Below are 21,895 nucleotides of genomic sequence, written 5' to 3' on the forward strand. Positions count from 1 at the left end.
TTTTTTACAAGGTTTGCGAACATAAAAACTGATTAATTTAATTATTACTTAATTTTTTAAATATCAGTTAATGTATAACTATTTAAACATTTCAGACATTTTTAGACAATCATCCTCAAAAAAATATAACTTTGCCTTAATATTCAATTAAATATTAAGGTAAGGTTATATAAGCACAGCTTAATATTTTAAAGTATTTTTTATTGGCTTCTGTTTCCCTTCAGGTACTTTAAAAGCAACGGTATCAAAAGCAATTGAATCGCTATTCCCGGGATTCCCGTCAAAACAGCTCCCTGAAGATAAATTAAGGGATTTATTTTCACTCCGAAAAGAACTACTAAAACATATACCATTCCCCCTGCCGCCAATCGACCCACAACCATCGCCACAATCAGTGCAATAATAGGTATGCGCCTTTTGCTTCCTGAAATCAGCGCCGTCACGAGACCGTATATTCCCAATTCAACTGACATGATTATAGCTATCGGAAAAAGTACCGGCATTCCGGTGACCAATGTGTTTAGAAACGGAGCCAGCAGTCCTACTATAAACGCCATCAAGGGAGAAAGGAAAAAACCAGCCAGAAGAACCGGGATGTGCATTGGAAGAAAAATTCTCCCGTCTATTCCACTCATGTGGAAAATCGACGACAATATCACTGAAACAGCCAGGAAAAGAGCCGCCTTTGTCATTTGTCTTGTTTCTTTCATTTGAATACCCCTTTCTAAAAAACCCGCAAAATATTTTCTTTGCGGGTTTTATTGTAACCAATTTGCTTTTGTTTTGCAACAGTTTCATTCAAACCAGATGCCTATTTCCTCTTTTGCAGCATTCACATCTTCCGAGCCGTGCACGGCATTAGCCTCTACATCACTTCCATATAGATTTCTTATGGTGCCTTTCTCAGCATTGGCGGGATCGGTGGCTCCGTTAATTCCTCTAACGCGCGCGACTGCGGATTCTCCCGTTATTACAAGAGCCATGACCTTGCCACTCGACATAAATGCAATTAGCGAATCGAAAAAAGGCCTTTCTGAATGCGCTTTGTAGTGCCTCCTAAGAATCTCTTCTGATGGAACTAGCACTATGGCTTTTTCTATCAAAAGACCTCCAGATTCATATATCGAGATGATGTTTCCAATATTGCCTTTTGAAAAGGCGTCGGGTTTTATAACAACCAATGTTTTTTCCATCATTTGAATCTTCCGGCAAGTTCTCTTTTTACAGCGTTGATATTCGTCTCTTTTTGCTCGAGAAGAACCATCAAATGATATATTAGATCGGCGGCTTCATATACAAGCTCTTCGGTCCCTTCATTCTTGGCTGCTATTATTACCTCTGCAGATTCTTCCCCGACCTTTTTCAAAATCTTGTCGATTCCCTTGTTGAATAGATACCGTGTGTAAGAGTTCTCATCATCGCCTTCTTTTCTTTCTTTAATGACTCTTTCAAGCCTGTCGAGTATATCTTCCTGCACTTCCGTTGTTTCAGACTCGTAAAGCCTTCTGTAAAAGCATGAAGTGTTGCCCGTATGGCAGGCAGGTCCCGCAGGATCCACTTTTACGAGAAGGGTATCGGCGTCGCAGTCATAATCGATTGATACGACTTTCTGTATATTGCCCGAGGTCTCGCCCTTGTTCCAAAGTCTTTTTCTGCTTCGGCTGTAGAACCACGTTGTTTCCGTTTCGAGTGTTTTTTCAATAGACTGTTCATTCATGTATGCAACCATTAGAACCTGCCCCGTGGCATTATCCTGTACAACGGCAGGAAGGAGCCCCTTTTCATCAAACTTCAATTTCACATCCATATTCATTTCAATCGTCTCCTCATGGGAACACCATTATTTTCGAGATATTCTTTTAGTTCATCAATTTTTATTTCCTTGTAATGGAATACCGAGGCCGCCAAAGCCGCATCGGCCTTGCCTTTTTCAAATACTTCAAGAAAGTGCTCTTTCTTTCCCGCGCCGCCCGAGGCTATGACCGGAACATTAACAGATTCGGAGACAAGCCTTGTCAATTCAATACTGTAACCTTCCTTTACGCCATCGGAATCTATTGCATTCAGGCATATTTCGCCCGCTCCCAATGCGACTCCCTTTTTAGCCCATTCCAGGGCATCTATCCCGGTATCCACTCTTCCCCCGTTTATATAGATTGTCCATTTTCCCTCTCTCAGCCATTTAACATCCATTGAAAGCATAACACACTGGTTGCCGAATTTAAGTGCCGCTTCCCTTATAAGCTCGGGACGTAAAACTGCGGCCGTATTTACAGATACCTTGTCTGCTCCCGCCTTGAGAACCTTGTTGAAATCTTCAACGCTGCGAATCCCGCCTCCAATTGTAAAGGGTATGTTTATCTGCTCTGCGGTCTTCTCAACCACATTTAAAAAAATATCCCTTTTTTCATTTGAAGCCGTTATATCGTAAAAGACCAGCTCGTCTGCCATCTCGTTTCTGTAAAATTTCGCCAATGAAACGGGATCCTCAACATCCTGCACGTCTTGGAATTTCTTTCCCTTTACCACCCTTCCGTTTCTGACATCAAGGCATGGTATTATTCTTTTGGTCAGCATGACGACACCTCGAGCGCTTCCTCAAGCGCAAGCGTACCTTCATAGAGAGCTTTGCCTGTTATAGCCCCATAGAGACCCATTTGAGCGAGTTTTTTCACATGGTCTATGTTTCCTATGCCTCCCGATGCTATTATATCCATTTGGGTTGCTTCCTGCAATTTGGCAAGCTCCTCTAAATTAGGACCCACTAGTGTTCCATCCTTGGCTATGTCCGTATATACAATTGTTTTTACGCCCTTTTGCTGCAGGTCCTTAGCGAATGCGACAGCATCTATCTCGCTCGTCTCCATCCAGCCCTCCGTGCAAACCATTCCTTTTTTGGCGTCTATTGATACGACGACTTTTTCTGCGCCAACCTTTTGAATGAGCTCAGAAACAATTTCAGGATTCTTTACCGCAGCCGTTCCCAGAATGACCCTCGATACTCCAAGCTCTATCCAGTCTACCGCTATTTCAACGGTCCTTATGCCTCCGCCCAATTGCACAGGAACATCTACCGCCTCCAGTATCTTTTTTACCGCTTCCCTGTTTTTGCCTTTGCCGTGAAGTGCTCCGTCAAGATCCACCATGTGGATATATTCAGCGCCTTTGTCTTTCCATGCAAGGGCAGCCTCGGTCGGGTCATCGAAATACACTGTCTTTTGATCGAATTCACCCCTAAGAAGCCTGACGCACTTGCCTTCCTTGATGTCTATTGCCGGAAATATCATCATGCCTCTATCATCTCCTTAAGATTTTTCAGTATTTTATACCCTGTCTCCCCGCTTTTTTCAGGATGGAACTGGGCCCCTATAACATTCCCCCTGCGCACAATTGCAGGAAATTCCACTCCATACTCGCTGGAAAAAACCACATCATCCGGGTCCTTGGGAACAGCATAGTATGAATGAACAAAATATACAAATTCTCCGGTCTCTACACCTCTGCCAATGGGGTCGTCCCTTTTCACGATGATATTGTTCCAGCCCATGTGGGGAACCTTAAAGTCAATGTCAAATCTTACAACATCTCCCTTGAGGAATCCAAGGCCTTCCCATTCGCCATCCTCGTAACTCTTGTCAAACAAAAGCTGCATTCCAAGGCAAATGCCGATTAGAATTTTTCCCTTGTCAACATTTCGGCGTATGCACGGAACAAGCCCCGATTCGTTCAAGCATTTTATCGAATCCCTGAAAGCCCCAACGCCGGGCAAAAGAACGGCATCGCTTTCATCTATATCCGACTCTTTCGAAGTAATTATTGATTCCACGCCAATATTTTCAAGTGCGGTTTGAACATTTTTGAGGTTTCCCATTCCGTAATCCACTATTGCTATCATTAAACGACCCCCTATAAAACGCCTTTTGTCGAAGGAATTCCTTCTATCAACTTATCAATGGAAACAGCTTCCTTCAAAGCCCTTCCAAATCCTTTGAACATGGACTCCGCCATGTGGTGGTTATTCTTTCCGTACATCATGGCAATATGAAGGGTTATGCCGCTTGAAACGGCAAACGCTCTGAAGAATTCCTCAATCATTTCTGTTTCCATGGAACCTATGCGCTCGCAGGTGAAGCAGGAATCGAATACAAGCATTCCCCTTCCGCTTATGTCGATGCAAACCCTGCTTAGAGACTCATCCATTGGTGTAAACTTTGACGCATATCTTCTTATCCCTCTTTTGTCTCCCAATGCCTCCTTAAACGCCTTTCCAAGAACTATGCCTGCATCCTCTATCACGTGGTGGTTGTCCACCTCATAGTCGCCTTCTGCCGAGAGGTCTATTCCAAACCTTCCATGACTGGCGAAAAGGTTAAGCATATGGTCGAAAAACCCTATGCCGGTATCGATTCTGGCCTCTTCCTGTTCATCCAGGTTCAGAGAAAGGTAAATCTTGGTTTCCTTTGTTCCCCTTTCCATCTCGCTTTTTCTCATTTAAAAACCCCCCTTATGACAGCCATAACGGCTTCATTTTCACTTTGCGAACCTATGCTTATGCGCAAGCAATTCTCGAGACGCCCTCCGGAGTACTTTCGAACCAATATGGACTCATCCTTGAATGCCTTGTCCAGCTTTTCCGCTTCCGCAGTCCTAAGCAATATGAAATTGCTTTTTGTGGGAAAGACTTTCAATTCGTCTATCTTGGCAAGCTCGCCAAGCATCCTTTCCCTTTCATCCTTCATTGCTTCTATGTTCTTGTTTATATAAGACGCGTGCACCAGAACCTCCGTTGCAAGCCTTTGGGATATTCGGTTAAGGTTGTAGGGGGGTTTTATTGCCCTCATAACTTCCATTATAGGTCCATCCGCTATGATATATCCGAGTCTCAGTCCAGCCAAGCCGAATGCCTTTGACAATGTCCTCATTATTACGAGATTCTCCCAGTCGCCTATTTCGTCAACCATGGACTCTCCTGCAAACTCTATATACGCCTCATCGAGAACAAGTATAGATTCGGTCTCTCTGAGGACACGCCTTACCTGGCTCTTTTCAAGTATGTTTCCGGTCGGATTATTGGGATTGCACAGAAAGATAAGCTTTGGCTTGAGCTCTCGCGCTTTTGCTATCAATGCATCTATGTCTATGTTAAAAACCTCGTCCGTTTCGATTTCAGCATATGTTCCTCCGGACACACGGGTTGAAACACCGTACATTCCAAATGTCGGACTATGTGAAAGAACAACCTCCCCAGGGTTTACGAAACCGTCTACTATCATCTTAATAAGTTCGTCTGAACCGTTTCCACAAAGTATCTTCTCGGGCGGAACGCCTATGAACCCGGAAATAGCTTTCCTTAGCTCGGACGCTTCGCTATCGGGATAGCGGTTTATATCTTCTTTCATAACATTTCCCCATATTTCAGGCATGATTTCCTGGAATATGTTGGTGTTGGATTCATTCGCGTCTATCTTGATGTCGTATTTACTGTTGTCGACCAGGTATGCTTTCATACCCTTTATGGACTCTTTTGTCATTCTTTCAATCATTATTATCAAACCTCACTTTTATAGAATTGGCATGGGCGGTAAGCCCTTCCTTGCGCGCAAATTTTATTATCTTGTCCCTGTTTTTTTCCAAGGCTTGCTTTGAATATTTTATATAGCTTGTTCTTTTTATGAAGTCATACACCCCAAGCGCTGAAGAAAACCTGGCAGTTCCCGATGTCGGCAGTGTATGGTTGGGTCCCGCAAAGTAGTCCCCTACCGGTTCCGGAGAATACGGCCCCAGAAATATGGCCCCCGCATTCCGAACCGATTCAAGATAGTCATCCGGATTTTCAAGCAAAAGCTCTAGATGCTCCGGCGCCACAACGTTTGCTATTTCAAATGCCTGCTCAAGATTTTCGGTCACAAATATGAAGCCATTATTCCTTACGGATGCTTCGGCTATTTCTTTCCTTTCAAGGAGAGCCGCCTGACGCCCCACCGCTTCGGCAACCTCTTCGGCCAGTCTTTGCGATGTTGTTGCAAGAATGACTCCCGCCAGTTCGTCGTGTTCGGCCTGCGAAAGCAGATCTGCAGCTATGCATTCGGGATTCTGTTTTTCATCGGCTATTATAAAAATCTCGCTCGGTCCAGCCATCATGTCTATTGCAACCGTTCCGAAAACTGCCTGCTTTGCTCTTGCAACATAGATATTTCCCGGTCCGGTAATCTTGTCAACCGGAGTAATGGTTTCTGTTCCGTAGGCAAGAGCAGCAATAGCCTGAGCCCCTCCAACCTTATATATTTCATGGACTCCCGCTACATAGGCAGCCGCAAGTATGCTTAAATTTACACCTCCGCTTAAGTCCGGAGGAGTTACCATTGCAATCTGTTCCACCCCCGCCACCTTGGCCGGTATAGCATTCATTAGCACTGTGGATGGATACGCAGCCTTTCCTCCCGGAATGTAGATTCCGACTCTGGATAGTGGCCTTATTATCTGCCCGAGAACGGTTTTATCCTCGTTTTCAAACATCCACGTCTCTTCCTTCTGCTTTTCGTGATATACCCTTATGTTTTCTGCCGCCTCCTTAAGAACCTCAAGGAATTCAGGATCGACTTTTTTTGCCGCCTCTTCAATTTCTTCCTTCCCAACCCTAATCGAAGATAGAATCACCCGATCGAAGATTTCTGTATATGAATAGAGCGCAGAATCGCCTTTTTCCCTTACCTCGCTTATTATTTCACGCACCTTTTCATCTATTTCCTTAAAATCGTCGGCACCTCTTTTTAGAAGCCCGCTAACCTTATCCTGCGCAAAATCCTTGCTCACTTTAATTATTTTCATTCGGATTACCTCTCCCTTAAAACGGTTTCTATCTTTTCGATTATGTTGTCGATTTCCCCGCTTTTGGTTTTCAAGCTAACCTTGTTGACAATCAAGCGGGCGCTTATATCGAATATTTCCTCAAGTATTACAAGCCCGTTCTCTTTAAGCGTTTTGCCACTCTCTACTATATCGACTATGACATCGGAAAGCCCCATTATCGGGGCAAGCTCAACTGAACCGTTAAGCTTTATAACCTCTGTGGGGATACCCTTCTTGTTGAAATATTCCTTTGCCGAGTTTGAAAACTTGGTGCCTATCTTGAGCTTCTTTTTCTTGTTGAACTCTTGGCTCTCGTATCCCGCCACGCAAAGGCGGCAAGCACCTATTCCCAAATCTGCAACTTCATATACATCAACCTTGTTCTCCATAAGGACATCCTTCCCAACGACGCCTATGTCCGCAGCCCCCTTTTCAACATAAACAGGAACATCCCAAGGTTTTACAAATATCATGCGTATTCTTCCTGTCTTGTCCTGAAAAATAAGCTTCCTGCTTTTTTCCGTATAGTCGGGAAATTCTATCCCGGCCTCTTCCATTATCTTTATGGCCTCTTTGGCCAAACGGCCCTTGGCTAGAGCTATTTTTATTTTGTCCATTTTATCTCCCCCAATCAGAATTTCATCATTTCCGCCGGCTCATTCATGAGCTTGGCATAATTTTTGACGCTATATGTCTTCATTGCCCTGTCAGCTGTTCTTCTAACCGTTATTTCATCCCCCATGAATTCGACTATGTGCTTTGCATTCCTAAAGCCCGCATTAAACAACTGAAACTGCAGGTCGTTTTGTAAAAGATCCGTTTCCACTATCATTCCAGTGCTTCGCATTCTTTCTGCCAACGCATGTGCCCTTACCATGTTTTCTTCCGAACAGACCATATAGCAATCGGTATGACAATCATATGCTTGATTGATATCGTAAATGTTCATCACTTCAATCAATTGGTCTACATTGAATCCGAATCCACACGCCGGCTTGCCCTCCCCGAATTGCTCCATTAGGTTGTCGTACCGGCCGCCTGACAAAAGCACCCGGCCATAGTTGCTTACATAACCCTTATAAATGACTCCTGTGTAGTAATTGAACTGATTCGTAAATCCCAAGTCGAAAAGGATATATTTTTCCATTCCCCATGCCTTCAATATTTCATAAACGGCCTTCAGGTTTTCAAGGGATTTCCTCATTTCTTCGTTCACAATAACCTCTTCTGCCCGCTCAATCACATCCGATGGTTTTCCGTATAGTCTTGGAAGCTTTATTATTGCATTCTTTACAACCTCGTCCATGTTCAATCTTTCAAGATATGTTGAAAGCTCGCTGTAATTCTTGTCTTCTATAAATTTGTACAGCATTGCTTTTTTGTGGCTTCCAATACCAGTACCCTCGAGCAGTTGTCCTAAAAATCCAGCATGGCCCATATCTATGTGAAAATCCTCAAGGCCGAATCCCAAAAGCATTTTGATGCCCATGGCAATCACCTCGGCATCGCACCAGGTTTTCGCGCTGCCCATATATTCGATCCCCGCCTGTGTAAATTCTCTTCTATTGCCCCGTTCGCTTTCGCTGTGCCTAAATATGTTAGTTATATAAGACAGTTTCAAATAACCTTCCGAATGCTTGTAATTCATTGCTGCCATCCTGGCTACAGGTATCGTGGCATCCGGTCTCAGCACGAGAATTTTGCCGTCGGAATCTATGATTTTAAACATCTCTGTCACATCTATTGTTCCGTCTATACCCAAATAGAGATCGTAGAATTCAAATGTTGGTGTTGCAACCTGGCGGTAGCCATAGGATTTGAACATTGACCTTATATCCGATACCAGATTTTCCTTGATTTCATATTCATCGCTGTGTATATCGTCTACTCCCTCCGGGAATAATTCTTTATATAAAACCATGACAGTCCTCCGTTTCGTTTGTTTTATTACTGTATCGTGCTAAAGCGGTAAATTGCTATAGTGACATTTTATTACTTATGCCTCTTGAAGTCAACAATAAAATAGACGCCGCAATAAAGTCTTATTATTCTGACTTTTGCAGCCCGTTCCTTGCTATTGATACCCACTCTGTTAGAATATAATATATGTCTTTAAAGGGAGGTAATAAAATGTACGATTATCATGTGCACAGCGATTTTTCAAATGATTGCGATATTCCCATGGCAAGTTTTGTTGAAGAGGCTATTAAGCGAAATATTTCCGAGATATGCTTCACCGACCATATGGATTACGACTATACGGACCCCACCATAAGCTTCAACTTCGATCCAGGAGAAAGGCTACAGGTCATCGAATCCCTAAGGAAAAAATATGGAAAGAGAATCAAGATACTCAGCGGAATTGAAATAGGAATGCAGCCCCATATAACCTGGCGTTGCCAGGCTTTGCTTGAAAAATGGAATTTCGATTTTGTAATAGCCTCCATTCACACGGCAAGCAAGGAAGACCTCTACAATGGAGATTTTTTTTCAGGCAAGACCCCTGATGAGGCCTACAGGATTTACTTAAGCGAGCTTTATGAAAGTATCCAAACCCTTGATGGCTTTTCTGTCATAGGCCACATAGACATACCCGGCAAATACCAGAAATCGGTCAAGGCTCTTCGCCCCGAAGATTACTTCGAGTATTATGAAATGATTTTCAAAAGGCTTGCCCAAAAAGGAAAGGGAATAGAGGTCAACACCTCCGCTATGAGCAGGGGAAAAAGCCACATGATGCCTTCCCTTCCTATACTCAAGCTGTATAAAAAGCTCGGCGGAGAGGTTATTACTATGGGATCGGATTCCCACACGCCCGAGACAATAGCTTTTGAATTCGACTATGTAAGGGAAACTCTTCTAGACGTCGGTTTCAAATATGTATGCACGTTTGATAAAGGAAAGCCTATTTTCAACAAACTTTAAAGTGGGAAGAGGAAAGACAGCTAGCAGCATGCAGCAGGCAGTAAGCAGTTTAAGAGTCAAAAGCTTAAGCAAAATTCAAATTCACAAATACCGAAACAAACGCCAAATAATTGAATGCCCGTTGCCGGCTCAAAATCTGATTGCCGACTACGCCCTTCCTGCTGTTTCGCGTGCCCTGTGGGTATTCATAAACTCACTCCGTATCGGGCTAAAGCCAAAGCGGATTTCTTGACGATTTAGCCTTATCCAAAGCTGTGAATATCAAGCCTCGGTCGATGCACGCAATATGAAACCTCAACCTGAATCAGCATTAAGTTGATTCTCAATTTGAGTGGCGAATTAAACTGCATAAGTTTCTAAAAACTTCAAACCAATTCAAAAAAAGAAACCGGAAAACCATGAACATTAGAAAAGGTTTTTCGGTTTCTTATATTGGATTTCGCCTTTTTCTTTTGTATTTGTTGCTACTTGCTACTTGTTACTTGCAGAAACAAGTATAAAACATAAAAACTTAAAAAATAGGTTCTGTTAGACTTTAGTGCTATTATTTGATTAAACCAAACATATAATTTTATAAGAGTCTTCGAGAGGGAGTAATTAAAATGTATGCAATTTTAAGTTGGATATTTCTAATTTTATCACCTGTTTCATTTGTAGGTATATTGTATATAGTCTTAAAAAAAGATAAAGGGAACATGATGACAAAATTATTTGTAGGTATATCTTTAGGGGCGAGTATTGCTTTTGTAATGTGGTTTATTAGCGCCTATATTGGAATGAATTATCGTTGATAAGAATATAAAATTAGAATTACTCAAATTATAAAAATATAAATCAAGTAAAGTATTTTAACATGCGTTATTAAAGAACTTGGAAAAGAGATGTAAAAACAAAAGACAAAACCAAAGGCTTATCACCCCATGGTTTTGTCTTTTTCTTTTATTTCTACTTTCTACTTTCTACTTTCTACTTTCTACTTTCTACTTTCTACTTATACTGTTTCCGGCTCCGGATATTCTACTCCGAAGGTTTCGACTTTTGCCTTAAGGATTACGATGTCTTGTTTGGGCTTGTCACTCCCGTCTTTTTTGACTCCTGCAATGCGGTCAACTACCTCAATGCCTTCTACTACTTCGCCAAATGCGGCATATTGACCGTCAAGATGCGGAGAATCGGCATGCATGATGAAAAACTGGGATCCTGCCGAATCCGGGCTCATTGCTCTTGCCATTGAAAGCACGCCTCTTTTGTGAACCAAATCGTTATTACAACCATTTGACGAGAATTCACCTTTGATTCCGTATCCTGGGCCGCCTGTTCCGTTGCCTGTCGGGCATCCTCCCTGAATCATGAAGCCCGGTATGACTCTATGGAAAGTCAAGCCATCATAAAATCCTTTCTTTGCCAATGAAATGAAATTGTTGACTGTATTAGCAGCTTTTTCAGGCTTTAATTCAATTACGATTTCCCCGCCGTCTTCCATCTCAAATTCAACCCTTGGGTTATTCTTCATATTTACGCTTCCTTTCATGTCGTTTTCTTTTTTTACTGTCCATCCATTATACACTAATTTGCCAACAAAATATCCCGAAAGCCGCAAATGCTTTCAGGATACATTTTAAATCATTCGTGAAGTTTATGCCTCTTATCTCGTTCAAGTTCCTTGAGCTCAAGCGAAACGCTATTTCCCTGCAGAAGTCCCGCAACACCCTCCATCTCATGAGTCTTTTCTCCTTGGCAATATTCACATTGGCAAGCAGAAACATAATTATCGGGCTCGGTATAGGTCGTTATAACACCTTCATAGTTTCTAAGCACAACCTTATTGTGAGACATGGATACGACGTAATTTGGCATTACAGGTATCTTTCCGCCTCCTCCCGGCGCATCCACCACAAAGGTTGGGACTGCCATGCCGGAGGTATGCCCTCTTAGGCTTTCTATTATTTCTATACCCTTCGAAACAGGGGTCCTAAAATGTTCTATTCCCTGTGAAAGGTCGCATTGATAAATGTAGTACGGCCTTACCCTGATTTTTAGCATTCCATGCATCAATTCCCTCATAATGTGTGAGCAATCATTAATGCCTCTTAGAAGCACAGTCTGGTTTCCCACCGGGATGCCCGCATTCACAAGACGTTCGCACGCTTTTTTTGATTCAGGAGTTATCTCATTCGGATGGTTGAAATGGGTGTTTAGCCAAATGGGATGATATTTTTTAAGCATTTTTACGAGTTGAGGCGTAATCCTCTGTGGAAGCACAACCGGAGTACGTGTTCCTATTCGTATTATTTCAACATGGGGAATGGCTCTCAATCTAGAAATTATATACTCAAGCTTTTCATCAGAAACCAACAGGGCATCTCCTCCTGAAAGCAGCACATCCCTGATTTCCGGTGTTTTTCTGATGTGTTCTATGGCTAAATCTATGTTGTCCACGGAGTTTGCCGTATCCTTTTGTCCTGCAAACCGCCTGCGTGTACAATGTCTGCAATACATAGCACACATATCCGTAACGAGAAAAAGAACCCTGTCAGGATATCTGTGTGTCAACCCGGTAACCGGTGAATCAGAATCTTCATGAAGAGGATCCAGCATGTCAGCCGAACTCTTATGTGTTTCTTTAATCGTCGGAACAGCTTGCATCCGAATAGGACAATTCACATCATTCAGACTCATGAGCGATGCATAGTAAGGCGTTATCGCCATGCGAAGCGTCTTGAGTGAATCCATTATGCCCTCTTCTTCATCTTTTGAAAGATTTATGACTTTTTTCAATTGACTTACCGTTGTTATTCTGTTCTTAACCTGCCAACGCCAATCGTTCCATTCTTCCTTGCTTACATTCTCCCATAGCTTAATCGAAGCATGTTTTCTCAAATTATCACCTCTTTATTGTTTTAGCTTTAATACGTCTCCAACTATATTTATTCCCTTTTTATTAATTTTTAAACTTTTTTCTTACAACTTCATTATACTATTTAAGTTGTTAGTTGTAAAGTATGCGTAAAAATACCGCCGCACCTCAATAAAATGCGCGGCGACTCTATTTTGTATTTTTATTTTATTTTTAAAATCATACTGCCGCATCTGCTTCTAGTTTCTTCTTTTTAACCCTTTGAAGCATACCAACGGCCACAAGAACAGCAAATCCAAGAAGAGCCGTAATTATTACCATTATGATATCACCGAATTCCGCTTCCATTTTAAGATATTACTTTATATAAGCTTTATTTTCATGTTTGAACATTTCTATTTCTGGCTTGCTCCGGATTCGGGCATAGGCTGGATTTGCTGCATTCCGCCAAACATTGTTTGCATGACGAAATCCTCCATGGTAATCGAGTTCTCCTCGTTTACCGCCGGCATGTCTATCGAAACCGGCTCATCTATGCCATAAGTCTCGCTGGTAAATTCAAACCCCATTTTTACGGGTTTTTCTGTCGTTTCATCTGTAACCGAATATGCCATATTGACATTGGTTTCTCTAGTATTATAGTCTTTGTCAATTCCGAAAACCATTACGAATTCATCTATTGTGAAAACGCCTTCCGCTTCATCGAAAGCTTTTGATGCCTTTTCAACCAGACTGTCTATCTCCGCTTCAATATCCATGTCTTTTATATTCTTGCCTTCCATCTCCCACTGCATGCGCACGTTGGTTTCCAATGATTTCCTCATTGTCCCGTTGGAATAGATTTCAGGGATGAGGCTTTTAATAAGTTCTTTTGCCTCTGCATCATCCAATGTAACTGTAATTTCATTCAAGTCATACGTACCGTCGGACAATTCAACGCTCTTATCTTCAATAATCATGTTTTCCTCTGAAAAACCGGCTATGAGAGATGTTGCGATTTCCTTGGAAAATGTTTTCATCTCTTCGATTTCTTCTTCGCTCGGGATTTCCCCTGTAGTGTTTACGGTAATGTATTTGTCGCTCATTGGCATTTTTATAAAAACCCCGCCCATGCTGTCGGCATAAACCTCGAGATTAAACTGCATGCCTTTCATGTCGATAAGAACATTGCCGCCCGAAATGCCCGATTCCGTGTCGGAAGCAAATTCACCGCTCACGTTCATGCTGTCGATCATTTCAACTAGTCCTCCCGACATGGGATCCTGCGCCTTTTCCTCTTCAGTCATCCCCGGATCAAAAGAAACCCCCATATCAAATGTCTGTTTGACTGATTTAGTCTCCATGGATCTTTCAATGGATTTTTCCAGCATTTCTTTCGCTGTTTCCTTTTTTGAGCAAGCGCTGAAAACGGTCATAATCAAAACCGCCACAAGCAATCCTGCCAATATTTTTCTTTTGCTCATATTCATCGGCCTTAGGCCTTCCCTCCTCTTTCTATTTTATCGTTTTTAATTCTATCACTATTACTTTTGTTTTGAATGACAATTTTATTACAACCCTTTTGCTCCTTTTGAAATGGAAAGGATTTCTCCATGACGGAAACATCCCGTTTCGTGATCATTAACCATTCCCACGGCCTGCATGAACGCATAGCATATAACGGGTCCCACAAACTTGAATCCCTTTTTCTTGAGATTCAAACTCATTTTCCTAGACAAATCGGCCTCAGCGGGAACATCTTCCGTAGCAATCAGCCCCTTTCATGCCTGCGATTTGATTATAACAAATTTAACATCGCATTTTTATCTTTTTTCGGAATATAAGATTGAAATCGAACTTTTGTTCGTTTATAATGAAGTTATAGCAAAGGAGGCTTTTTTATGAAAAAAGTCATTTTTCATATCGATGTCAATTCAGCCTTCCTTTCATGGGAGGCCGCTTACCGCCTTCAACACGGAGAAAAGCAGGATTTAAGAGAAATCCCCTGCGTTATAGGTGGCGACTCCGCGTCCCGAAGAGGCATAGTGCTCGCGAAATCCATCCCTGCAAAGGCCATGGGCATAACGACCGGAGAATCTCTCTTCGCAGCCAGAAAAAAATGTCCTATGCTTAAAGTCGTTTCTCCAGATTATGATCTTTATACGAAGGCAAGCAAGGCTATGTTCAACATGATTGAAACCTGCATACCCTCGCTTCAAATCTATTCAATAGACGAATGCTTTGCAGATCTTTCGACATTGCCCAACATAGATAAAAACTTTATGAAGGTCGCCGCAAATCTTAAAAACCGCATCCGGACGGAACTGGGATTCACAGTCAACATAGGAATTTCCGAAAACAAGCTTTTGGCTAAAATGGCTTCCGATTTCAAAAAACCTGACCAAATCCATACCCTTTTTCCTGAAGAGATAGAGGAAAAGATGTGGCCTTTGGATGCAGGAGATTTGTTCATGGCCGGACGGGCAACCGTGCATAAGCTGAAGCGCATGGGCATAATGACCATAGGCGACATAGCCAAAACAGATAGAAATATTTTGCTCGGATATTTCAAAAAACATGGAGAAACCATCTGGCGTTATGCAAACGGATTGGATATTTCCGAAGTCGAAAGGCCGGCTTCAATAAAGGGAATAGGAAACTCCACCACCCTCCCCTTCGATGTGACCGAAAGGGAAACGGCTCACAGGGTCTTGCTCTCCTTATGTGAAATGACCGGAATGCGCCTTCGGCAAGAAAAAAAGATGGGAAAGGTCTTTTCTGTATCCTTGAAGACAAATGATTTTCTGAGCTATTCCCACCAACAAAAAATTTTTAATGCCACAGATTCAACCAATGAAATTTACGTTCTGGCAAAAAAGCTTTTCGATGATGCATGGCAGGGTCAACCCTTGAGGCTTTTGGGGATTCGGATTTCCGACTTATGCGCATGCGAAAATCTGCAAATTTCGTTTTTCGATTCAGCCGACAGCGAAAAGAAACGCAGACTTGATGAAACAATTGACCAAATAAGAGAAAAACACGGCCTTTATTCAATAACTCGGTCCGCCTTTTTGGAAAGCGGCCTAAAGCCCATATCCGGTGGGGTTCATGCCGATTATAAAATGGTTTCCGGTCATCTCTAATTGCCGTCTTCCTGAAAGGATGCGTTTCATAAATGAAAATAGTTAAGATTCCCATAGAAATGATTGCCTGTTTTTCAGAAAAAGGGATTCCTTATCCTCTTAAATTCAAAATGTCGGAGGATTCCGATCACCCTCCGATAATAATCAAGGTTGATATTATAATCCACAGGGAGTCAGAAAAAATGGCAGGCAATGCGATGTATATATTCCGCTGCCAAAGCCTCATTGATGATGAACTGAGGGTCTATGAATTGAAATACGAGCTTTCCACATGCAAGTGGTTTCTTTATAAGATGTGAAAGGGCAGTGGAAAGTAGCAAGTAGAAAGTAGGAAGTAAGAAGAAAAAGCAAAGGAAGTGGGAAGGAGCAAGTGGAAAGTGGGAAGTAGCAAATAGAAACAAAGAAAGTTGATGATTTCAGGTCAAGGATCAAATTTCTCGCTACGACCTGCGGCGGATTCGCGTGCCCTGTGGGTATTCATAGCGCTTTGTTTTTCGGCAAAATCTAAAATCTGCAAACTCGCTTCGCGTCGGGCTAAAGCCAAAGCAGATTTCTTGACGATTTAGCCTTATCCAAAGCTGTGAATATCAAGCCTCGGTCGATGCATCGCAATATGAAACCTCAACTTGGAATGCCTCGAGTAGATTCTCAATTCGAGTGGTGCATTAAATTGTACAAGTTTCCTAAACCTGAAAACAAAGAAAAACCTCAAAATGCATTTGGTGCTTTTGCCTGATTTTAATTTTTTTCTTACTACTTGCTACTTGTATCTTTCCACTGTATTTAGGGCGCAGCAAGCATACAAGTCTTGAGCCGCAAAAGCTGATGTCCGATAGAAAGAAATACTTCAAAGCAATAAACAGTTTGTAGTAAATATAAAACAAGAACTCAGACTAAATCCGAGTTCTTGTTTTTATTTTTTGCTTTTAAGTTTTTACTGCAAGCTGCAAACTGCCCGCTGCCTTTTAATAGTTTTTTGCTCTCACTTCGAAGGCCAACTGCGGAACTGCGCAAACGGGACATTTGCCGGGAGCTTTGGCTCCACTGTGGACGTATCCGCATTCTCTGCACTTCCACTCGACCGTTTCATCCTTGGCAAACACTTTTTCTTCTTCAACGCTTTTAAGCAATGCGCTATAGCGTTCCTCGTGCTCTTTTTCGACTTTAGATATCATCTTCCATGCTGATGCGATTTTGGGGAAGCCTTCCTCATTCGCCACTTTCGCGAATTCGGGATAAAGAATCGTCCATTCTTCATTCTCCCCCATTGCGGCCGCATTTAGGTTTTCGGCAGTTGTTCCGACTTTCCCAGCCGGATAAGTAGCAGTTATTTCGAGGTCTCCGCCTTCGAGAAAGCTAAAGAATATGTCGGCATGGACCTTTTCATTGTAAGCGGTCTCTTCGAATATCTCGGCAATCTGCTCGTATCCCTCGTCAATGGCCATTTCAGCAAAAAAAGTATAACGGTTTCTAGCCTGAGACTCCCCCGCAAAAGATTTTAACAAATTCTGTTCCGTTTTGGTTCCTTTCAATTCGGGCATGTCTGTATCTCCTTTTCTCTAATTATTATTTTGTCCATTATACTATATTATTCAGCAACAGGGGGCGTGAACACTCTTGTTTGAAGTTCCCTGTCCATCATGAACAGACCGGAACCTTTTCCATCGATAAATTTAAGCTGTTCGAGAAGTCCCGAAGCATTTGCTTCCTCTTCTACCTGCTCCCCTATATACCACTGAAGGAAATTGAAAGTAGCGTGGTCTTTTTCTTCCATTGCAATATCAACCAAATTGTTTATGAGCGAAGTCACCTTTTGCTCATGCTTATATACTTCTTCAAAAACATCCACAAAATTTTCCCACTCGGTTTGAGGTTTTTCAATCATGTCAAGAACGATTGTCCCGCCTCTTTCGTTTACATAGTCAAACATTTTCATTGCATGAAATTGCTCTTCCTGGGCCTGCACCCTTAGCCAATTTGCAATGCCGCTCATATTTTTTGTTTGTGCATAAGCCGACATTGACAGATATAGATATCCCGAATACAATTCGGCATTTATTTGCTCATTGATTGCTTTTTCCATTCTTTTATTAATCATTTATTTCCTCCTGTTTTCTCTGTAATGTTATTTTTCGTTTTTCCAATGGCCATGCACATTGCAATACTCTCTTGCAACAACCGTTTCGGCCTTAACCATAAATGTTGCTTGAGGAGCCATTCCCGGGGAAAGATATTCAGTATATACTTTATCCCCTGCCACCAATTCAATCCATTGGATGTAGTGCTCTTCCTTCATTGGATGCAAAGTGCTCCCTACAATCACTTTATATCCGCCGTCAATTTTTTCTATTACTGGCACATGTTTCTCTGTCGATGAATCAGCGGTTTTTTCTTCCTGCAGTTTCATATCTTCACCGCAGCAAACCAAAGTGCCACCACCGGCATTATAAATTTCCACAATATTGCCGCATACTTCGCATTTGTAAACCTCAAGTCTCTTAGCCATTTGTATTCCTCCTTCATTTTTGTTTGCCAAATCACAGTGCAATCACCTTAATATTGTTACCCCAAGCGGGCATTTTAAAACAAGATTCAAAGCGCATACATTTAATTATACCCACTGCAAAGGTTAAATTGTAATTATTTCATTGCATTCGAGAACCCCAAGCATCATCCGATGTTGGGGTTCTTTTGTTTCGGGATTTTTTAATATAATACTTTTCCTAAAAAATCCTTTGTTCTCGGACTCTTTGGATTGTCGAAAATTTCTTGGGGGGTACCCTCTTCTTCGATTATCCCGTCATCCATGAAAAGAATCCTGTCCGCAACTTCCTTTGCAAATCCCATTTCATGGGAAACTATTACCATTGTCATTCCCTTCGATGCCAAATCCTTCATGACATCCAGCACCTCTCCAACCATTTCCGGATCAAGGGCTGATGTAGGTTCATCGAAAAGCATCACATCAGGTTCCATTGCCAATGCCCTCGCAATTGCCACCCTCTGCTTCTGTCCACCTGAAAGCTGTTTAGGATAGGCCTCCGCTTTGTCCGGAAGTCCTACGCGTTCCAAAAGTTTTTTCGCCAAGGCATCCGCTTCATCCTTCGAAACCTTTTTTACCTTTATCGGGCCTAGTGTTACATTTGTTGTAACATTCATAAGGGGAAAAAGATTGAACTGCTGAAAAACCATTCCCATTTTTTGCCTCTGTAGATTAACATCGTTTTTAGGATCGGTTATTGAAACCCCTTCAAAAATGATTTCCCCTTCCGTTGGTTGTTCAAGCAAGTTCAGGCATCTTAAAAAAGTACTTTTTCCCGAGCCTGAAGGCCCTATTACTACTACAACCTCTCCTTTTTCTATATGTGTGTTTATGCCTTTAAGCACATGGAGATCTCCAAAATACTTATGCAAATTTATTGTTTTAATCACTTGCGCTCATCCTCCTTTCAACTATGCCTAGCAGTCGGGACAATGTGAATGTTATTATGAAATATATTACAGCCGCCACCATGAGAGGCGCAAAGGCTTGGTATGTGATTCCCCTTATTGTATCTGCGCGATACATGAGCTCGGTTATACCTACAACAGAAACTATTGCTGATTCCTTTACCACAACTATGAATTCATTTCCAAGCGCCGGAAGTATATTCTTGAATGCCTGCGGGATTACAATGTAGCGCATCCCCATGTTAAAAGGCATTCCTATTGATCTGGCGGCTTCCATTTGGCCCTTGTCCACTGCCTGGATTCCAGCCCTGATTATTTCAGCCACATAGGCCCCGCTGTTTAAGCTTAGTGCTATAATCCCCCAAACCATATCCGGCAAATCGAGCGGAATAACTCTGGGAAGCCCGTAAAAGATGATGTAAATCTGAATTATGACCGGCGTTCCTCTAAGGAATTCAATGTATGCAGTCGCGATTGCCCTTAATATTGTTTTCTTTGAAATCTTCATGAGTGCAAGCATTACTCCGAGGATCACACCAAAAAAAACTGCAAAAATAGCCAAAAGCAGCGTATTCGCCACACCGGATATATAAAACATCTTGTATTTAATAAGAAAATCCAAATTCAATTGTTTTCCCCCCCATTCACTGCATTTAATTCATTTTGATAAAATTCTTATCCATTATAACATAGAAAGATAGTGGTATAAGCCACTATCTTTCCGGTTTTTATAATTGATGTTTTGAAAATATTTTGCTCTCTATTAGTTTTCTTCTGAAAGCTCAATTGCATCGAATACATACTGCGAAATCATGTCTGCATCCATCAATTTAGTAAGTGAAGCATTTACAGCTTCTACAAATTCCGGAGCTCCTTTTTTGAATCCTATTGCTGAACCGCTATCTCCTGAATCAAGTGTCATATCAGCAAGCATGATGTCATCATTGTTGTTTGCGTAAGCAGTTGCAACAGGCTTTTCTGCAACAACAGCATCAATATTTCCGTTTTTAAGTTGGAGAACAAGGTCTGGCATTTTTCCAAGGCCCTTGACTTCGGCACCTTCGATCGTCTTTGCTATCTCTTCCTGCGTAGTACCCTTTTGCACGCCTACAATCTTGCCGTTTAAATCTTCAACCGTTGTGATGCTGTCTGCGTTTTCAACATTAAGCATTACGCCTTGTATAGCAGTATAGTAAACCTCTGAAAAATCAATCGCCAAAGCTCTCTCTTCGGTGGGAGTCAGTCCAGCAATTACTAAGTCTACTCCGCCTGCCTCAAGAGCTGGCAGCAATCCGTTGAATGCCATATCCTTGATTTCAAGTTCAACGCCCAAGTCTTCTGCGATGGCCTTTGCAATTTCGATATCAAAGCCCACGATAGCATCTGCTCCATCCTTAACAACATGGAATTCATAGGGTGGATAGTCAGCGCTAGTTCCTAGTACCAATTTGCCCGCTTCCTTGATTTCATCCAATTTTGTCATTTCAGCAACCGGTTCTTCAGCAACCGGTTCTTCAGCAGATGGTTCCGCCGCCGGCGAACAAGCAACAACGGCAAAAATCATAATGCCGACCATGAGTAAAGCCAATAATTTTTTAGTATTCATTAATAATCCTCCTCTAATTTATATCCTGCGTTAATTATACGCATTCTTGCATATTTATGCAAGCGTTTTTTTATATTTGTACCGTTTTTTTCAAAAGTACACAAAATATACCGCAACGGATGTATGGCAATAGTATAAAAATCCATTCTCATCACTTGATAGAGTAGCAAAATCCTATTGCTTTTGGTCCAAGATGGGCTCCAATAACCGGCCCAAGCTCTTCAATTGCAATAGTCGCACCCGGAAACTCATTTTCAAGAATTAGCTTGTACTCGTTTGCCTCATCTTGGCTCAAAATATGTGAAATTGAAATAATCTCTGCATTTTGGGGTATGCTTTCCAGCATTCTTTTAATGGCCTTTTTTTTGCCTCTGACCTTATCAATCGGTTCAAGGGCTCCGTCTACCAAAGCAATAATCGGCTTAATCTTCAATAGCTTCCCTAAAAATTCCTGAGAAGCAGTAAGTCTTCCTCCACGCTTCAAATACTCAAGGGTTTCCACTGTTAGGCTAATTCCTGTTTTGGCTTTCTCTTTTTCAATCTTATCAACTATGGAAATCCTATCGTCACTTTCGCTTGCCATATTTAATAGCTTCTCCACCAACACTTTAAGGTTGGCCGCAGTAGTCCTAGAATCCACAACACTTATTTTATCAGGTGCAATCATTTCAGCCGCCATCTGAGCACTGCTAAATGTTCCACTTAGCTTGCCGGATATGGTGATGGCTATGACTTCATTGCCGCTTTCCACCAATTCTCTAAAAACCTCGGCGAATGCTCCAACCGAAGGTTGCGAGGTAGTGGGAAAAGACTTGGATTCCTTCAACCTTTTGAAGAACTCCTCAAATTCTCCCGGGTATCCCTCCTTTTCCGCTTCCCCTTCAAAGTGTATGGTCAACGGAACTATTTCTATGCCCTTTAGCTCCGCATATTCTTTTTGTATATAGGCAGTAGTGTCTGTAACTATTCTAATTTTGCTCATAAAGTCCTCCTTGAATTATTATGTCAATCTTATCAGATTCCTTTGATTCTAACAATATGGAATAACTAGCGGAAATATGGTAAAATTCTAGTAAAAGAATTTTC

The 21,895-nt window shown here is 41.9% G+C and carries 25 protein-coding genes; 3 read left to right on the forward strand and 22 right to left on the reverse strand.

Annotated elements, in window-relative coordinates; all coding sequences use genetic code 11:
• Positions 1–200 precede the first annotated feature (200 nt).
• The 11 genes from JJE29_01550 to hisZ all read right to left on the reverse strand — a co-directional run bounded on the left by JJE29_01550 (position 201) and on the right by hisZ (position 8,770).
• The gene (locus JJE29_01550) at positions 201–710 is read right to left on the reverse strand and encodes an ECF transporter S component (GenBank protein ID MBK5251312.1); all 510 of its coding nucleotides are present in this window, start codon (positions 708–710) and stop codon (positions 201–203) included.
• Between the two features lie 84 nt (positions 711–794).
• Positions 795–1,196: a nucleoside-diphosphate kinase gene (ndk, locus tag JJE29_01555; protein ID MBK5251313.1), complete on the reverse strand. Its 402-nt coding sequence runs from the start codon at positions 1,194–1,196 to the stop codon at positions 795–797.
• On the reverse strand, positions 1,193–1,813 hold the full coding sequence (locus JJE29_01560; GenBank protein MBK5251314.1) for a bifunctional phosphoribosyl-AMP cyclohydrolase/phosphoribosyl-ATP diphosphatase HisIE: 621 nt from the start codon (positions 1,811–1,813) through the stop codon (positions 1,193–1,195). Before JJE29_01560 ends, ndk begins: the two co-directional genes overlap by 4 nt.
• On the reverse strand, positions 1,810–2,577 hold the full coding sequence (hisF, locus tag JJE29_01565) for an imidazole glycerol phosphate synthase subunit HisF (protein MBK5251315.1): 768 nt from the start codon (positions 2,575–2,577) through the stop codon (positions 1,810–1,812). The genes JJE29_01560 and hisF overlap by 4 nt, the downstream gene beginning before the upstream one ends.
• Positions 2,571–3,290 (reverse strand): 1-(5-phosphoribosyl)-5-[(5-phosphoribosylamino)methylideneamino]imidazole-4-carboxamide isomerase, encoded by a 720-nt coding sequence (gene hisA, locus JJE29_01570; protein MBK5251316.1) that lies wholly within the window; start codon positions 3,288–3,290, stop codon positions 2,571–2,573. Before hisA ends, hisF begins: the two co-directional genes overlap by 7 nt.
• Complete coding sequence (gene hisH, locus JJE29_01575; protein ID MBK5251317.1) at positions 3,287–3,895, reverse strand: imidazole glycerol phosphate synthase subunit HisH; 609 nt, start codon at positions 3,893–3,895, stop codon at positions 3,287–3,289. Before hisH ends, hisA begins: the two co-directional genes overlap by 4 nt.
• 11 nt (positions 3,896–3,906) lie before the next feature.
• Entirely contained in the window at positions 3,907–4,491 is a 585-nt protein-coding gene (gene hisB, locus JJE29_01580; GenBank protein ID MBK5251318.1) for an imidazoleglycerol-phosphate dehydratase HisB, read from the reverse strand.
• The gene (gene hisC, locus JJE29_01585) at positions 4,488–5,543 is read right to left on the reverse strand and encodes a histidinol-phosphate transaminase (protein ID MBK5251319.1); all 1,056 of its coding nucleotides are present in this window, start codon (positions 5,541–5,543) and stop codon (positions 4,488–4,490) included. Before hisC ends, hisB begins: the two co-directional genes overlap by 4 nt.
• Entirely contained in the window at positions 5,536–6,828 is a 1,293-nt protein-coding gene (gene hisD / locus JJE29_01590; protein ID MBK5251320.1) for a histidinol dehydrogenase, read from the reverse strand. Before hisD ends, hisC begins: the two co-directional genes overlap by 8 nt.
• Before the next feature lie 5 nt (positions 6,829–6,833).
• Positions 6,834–7,466, reverse strand: a complete 633-nt coding sequence (locus JJE29_01595) for an ATP phosphoribosyltransferase (GenBank protein ID MBK5251321.1) — start codon at positions 7,464–7,466, stop codon at positions 6,834–6,836.
• Between the two features lie 14 nt (positions 7,467–7,480).
• Positions 7,481–8,770: an ATP phosphoribosyltransferase regulatory subunit gene (gene hisZ / locus JJE29_01600; GenBank protein ID MBK5251322.1), complete on the reverse strand. Its 1,290-nt coding sequence runs from the start codon at positions 8,768–8,770 to the stop codon at positions 7,481–7,483.
• A gap of 209 nt (positions 8,771–8,979) precedes the next feature.
• Between hisZ and JJE29_01605 the strand changes: the two genes are divergently transcribed.
• Positions 8,980–9,774 (forward strand): histidinol-phosphatase HisJ family protein, encoded by a 795-nt coding sequence (locus tag JJE29_01605; protein MBK5251323.1) that lies wholly within the window; start codon positions 8,980–8,982, stop codon positions 9,772–9,774.
• A gap of 991 nt (positions 9,775–10,765) precedes the next feature.
• Here the strand turns inward: JJE29_01605 and JJE29_01610 are convergent.
• The 4 genes from JJE29_01610 to JJE29_01625 all read right to left on the reverse strand — a co-directional run bounded on the left by JJE29_01610 (position 10,766) and on the right by JJE29_01625 (position 14,337).
• Positions 10,766–11,287, reverse strand: coding sequence for a peptidylprolyl isomerase (locus JJE29_01610; GenBank protein MBK5251324.1), 522 nt, complete (start codon positions 11,285–11,287; stop codon positions 10,766–10,768).
• A 110-nt stretch (positions 11,288–11,397) separates the two neighbouring features.
• Positions 11,398–12,654, reverse strand: coding sequence for a lysine 2,3-aminomutase (gene ablA / locus JJE29_01615; GenBank protein ID MBK5251325.1), 1,257 nt, complete (start codon positions 12,652–12,654; stop codon positions 11,398–11,400).
• Between the two features lie 372 nt (positions 12,655–13,026).
• On the reverse strand, positions 13,027–14,100 hold the full coding sequence (locus JJE29_01620) for a hypothetical protein (GenBank protein ID MBK5251326.1): 1,074 nt from the start codon (positions 14,098–14,100) through the stop codon (positions 13,027–13,029).
• A gap of 81 nt (positions 14,101–14,181) precedes the next feature.
• Positions 14,182–14,337 carry a DNA-3-methyladenine glycosylase I gene (locus JJE29_01625; GenBank protein ID MBK5251327.1) on the reverse strand — a complete coding sequence of 52 codons (156 nt, stop codon included), beginning with the start codon at positions 14,335–14,337 and terminating at the stop codon, positions 14,182–14,184.
• 174 nt (positions 14,338–14,511) lie between these two features.
• Here JJE29_01625 and JJE29_01630 point away from each other — a divergent pair, with 174 nt between their 5' ends.
• Together JJE29_01630 and JJE29_01635 are read left to right on the forward strand one after the other, a co-directional pair.
• Positions 14,512–15,753 carry a DNA polymerase IV gene (locus tag JJE29_01630; protein MBK5251328.1) on the forward strand — a complete coding sequence of 414 codons (1,242 nt, stop codon included), beginning with the start codon at positions 14,512–14,514 and terminating at the stop codon, positions 15,751–15,753.
• A 32-nt stretch (positions 15,754–15,785) separates the two neighbouring features.
• Positions 15,786–16,052 carry a hypothetical protein gene (locus tag JJE29_01635; protein ID MBK5251329.1) on the forward strand — a complete coding sequence of 89 codons (267 nt, stop codon included), beginning with the start codon at positions 15,786–15,788 and terminating at the stop codon, positions 16,050–16,052.
• 666 nt (positions 16,053–16,718) lie between these two features.
• Here JJE29_01635 and JJE29_01640 read toward each other — a convergent pair.
• From JJE29_01640 to JJE29_01670, 7 genes are all read right to left on the reverse strand, one after another.
• On the reverse strand, positions 16,719–17,294 hold the full coding sequence (locus JJE29_01640) for a rubrerythrin family protein (protein MBK5251330.1): 576 nt from the start codon (positions 17,292–17,294) through the stop codon (positions 16,719–16,721).
• Between the two features lie 47 nt (positions 17,295–17,341).
• A complete protein-coding gene (locus JJE29_01645; protein ID MBK5251331.1) occupies positions 17,342–17,851 on the reverse strand; it encodes a ferritin in 510 nt (169 codons plus the stop codon).
• Between the two features lie 27 nt (positions 17,852–17,878).
• Positions 17,879–18,259, reverse strand: a complete 381-nt coding sequence (locus JJE29_01650; protein ID MBK5251332.1) for a desulfoferrodoxin — start codon at positions 18,257–18,259, stop codon at positions 17,879–17,881.
• Positions 18,260–18,459: 200 nt separating this feature from the next.
• Positions 18,460–19,185, reverse strand: coding sequence for an amino acid ABC transporter ATP-binding protein (locus tag JJE29_01655; protein MBK5251333.1), 726 nt, complete (start codon positions 19,183–19,185; stop codon positions 18,460–18,462).
• Positions 19,178–19,831 carry an amino acid ABC transporter permease gene (locus JJE29_01660; GenBank protein ID MBK5251334.1) on the reverse strand — a complete coding sequence of 218 codons (654 nt, stop codon included), beginning with the start codon at positions 19,829–19,831 and terminating at the stop codon, positions 19,178–19,180. Before JJE29_01660 ends, JJE29_01655 begins: the two co-directional genes overlap by 8 nt.
• Positions 19,832–19,966: 135 nt before the next feature.
• Positions 19,967–20,809: a transporter substrate-binding domain-containing protein gene (locus JJE29_01665; GenBank protein MBK5251335.1), complete on the reverse strand. Its 843-nt coding sequence runs from the start codon at positions 20,807–20,809 to the stop codon at positions 19,967–19,969.
• A gap of 151 nt (positions 20,810–20,960) precedes the next feature.
• Positions 20,961–21,791 (reverse strand): DegV family protein, encoded by an 831-nt coding sequence (locus tag JJE29_01670; protein MBK5251336.1) that lies wholly within the window; start codon positions 21,789–21,791, stop codon positions 20,961–20,963.
• Between the last annotated feature and the right edge of the window lie 104 nt (positions 21,792–21,895).

The organism is Peptostreptococcaceae bacterium (assembly GCA_016649995.1).
GTDB lineage: Bacteria > Bacillota > Clostridia > Peptostreptococcales > BM714 > BM714.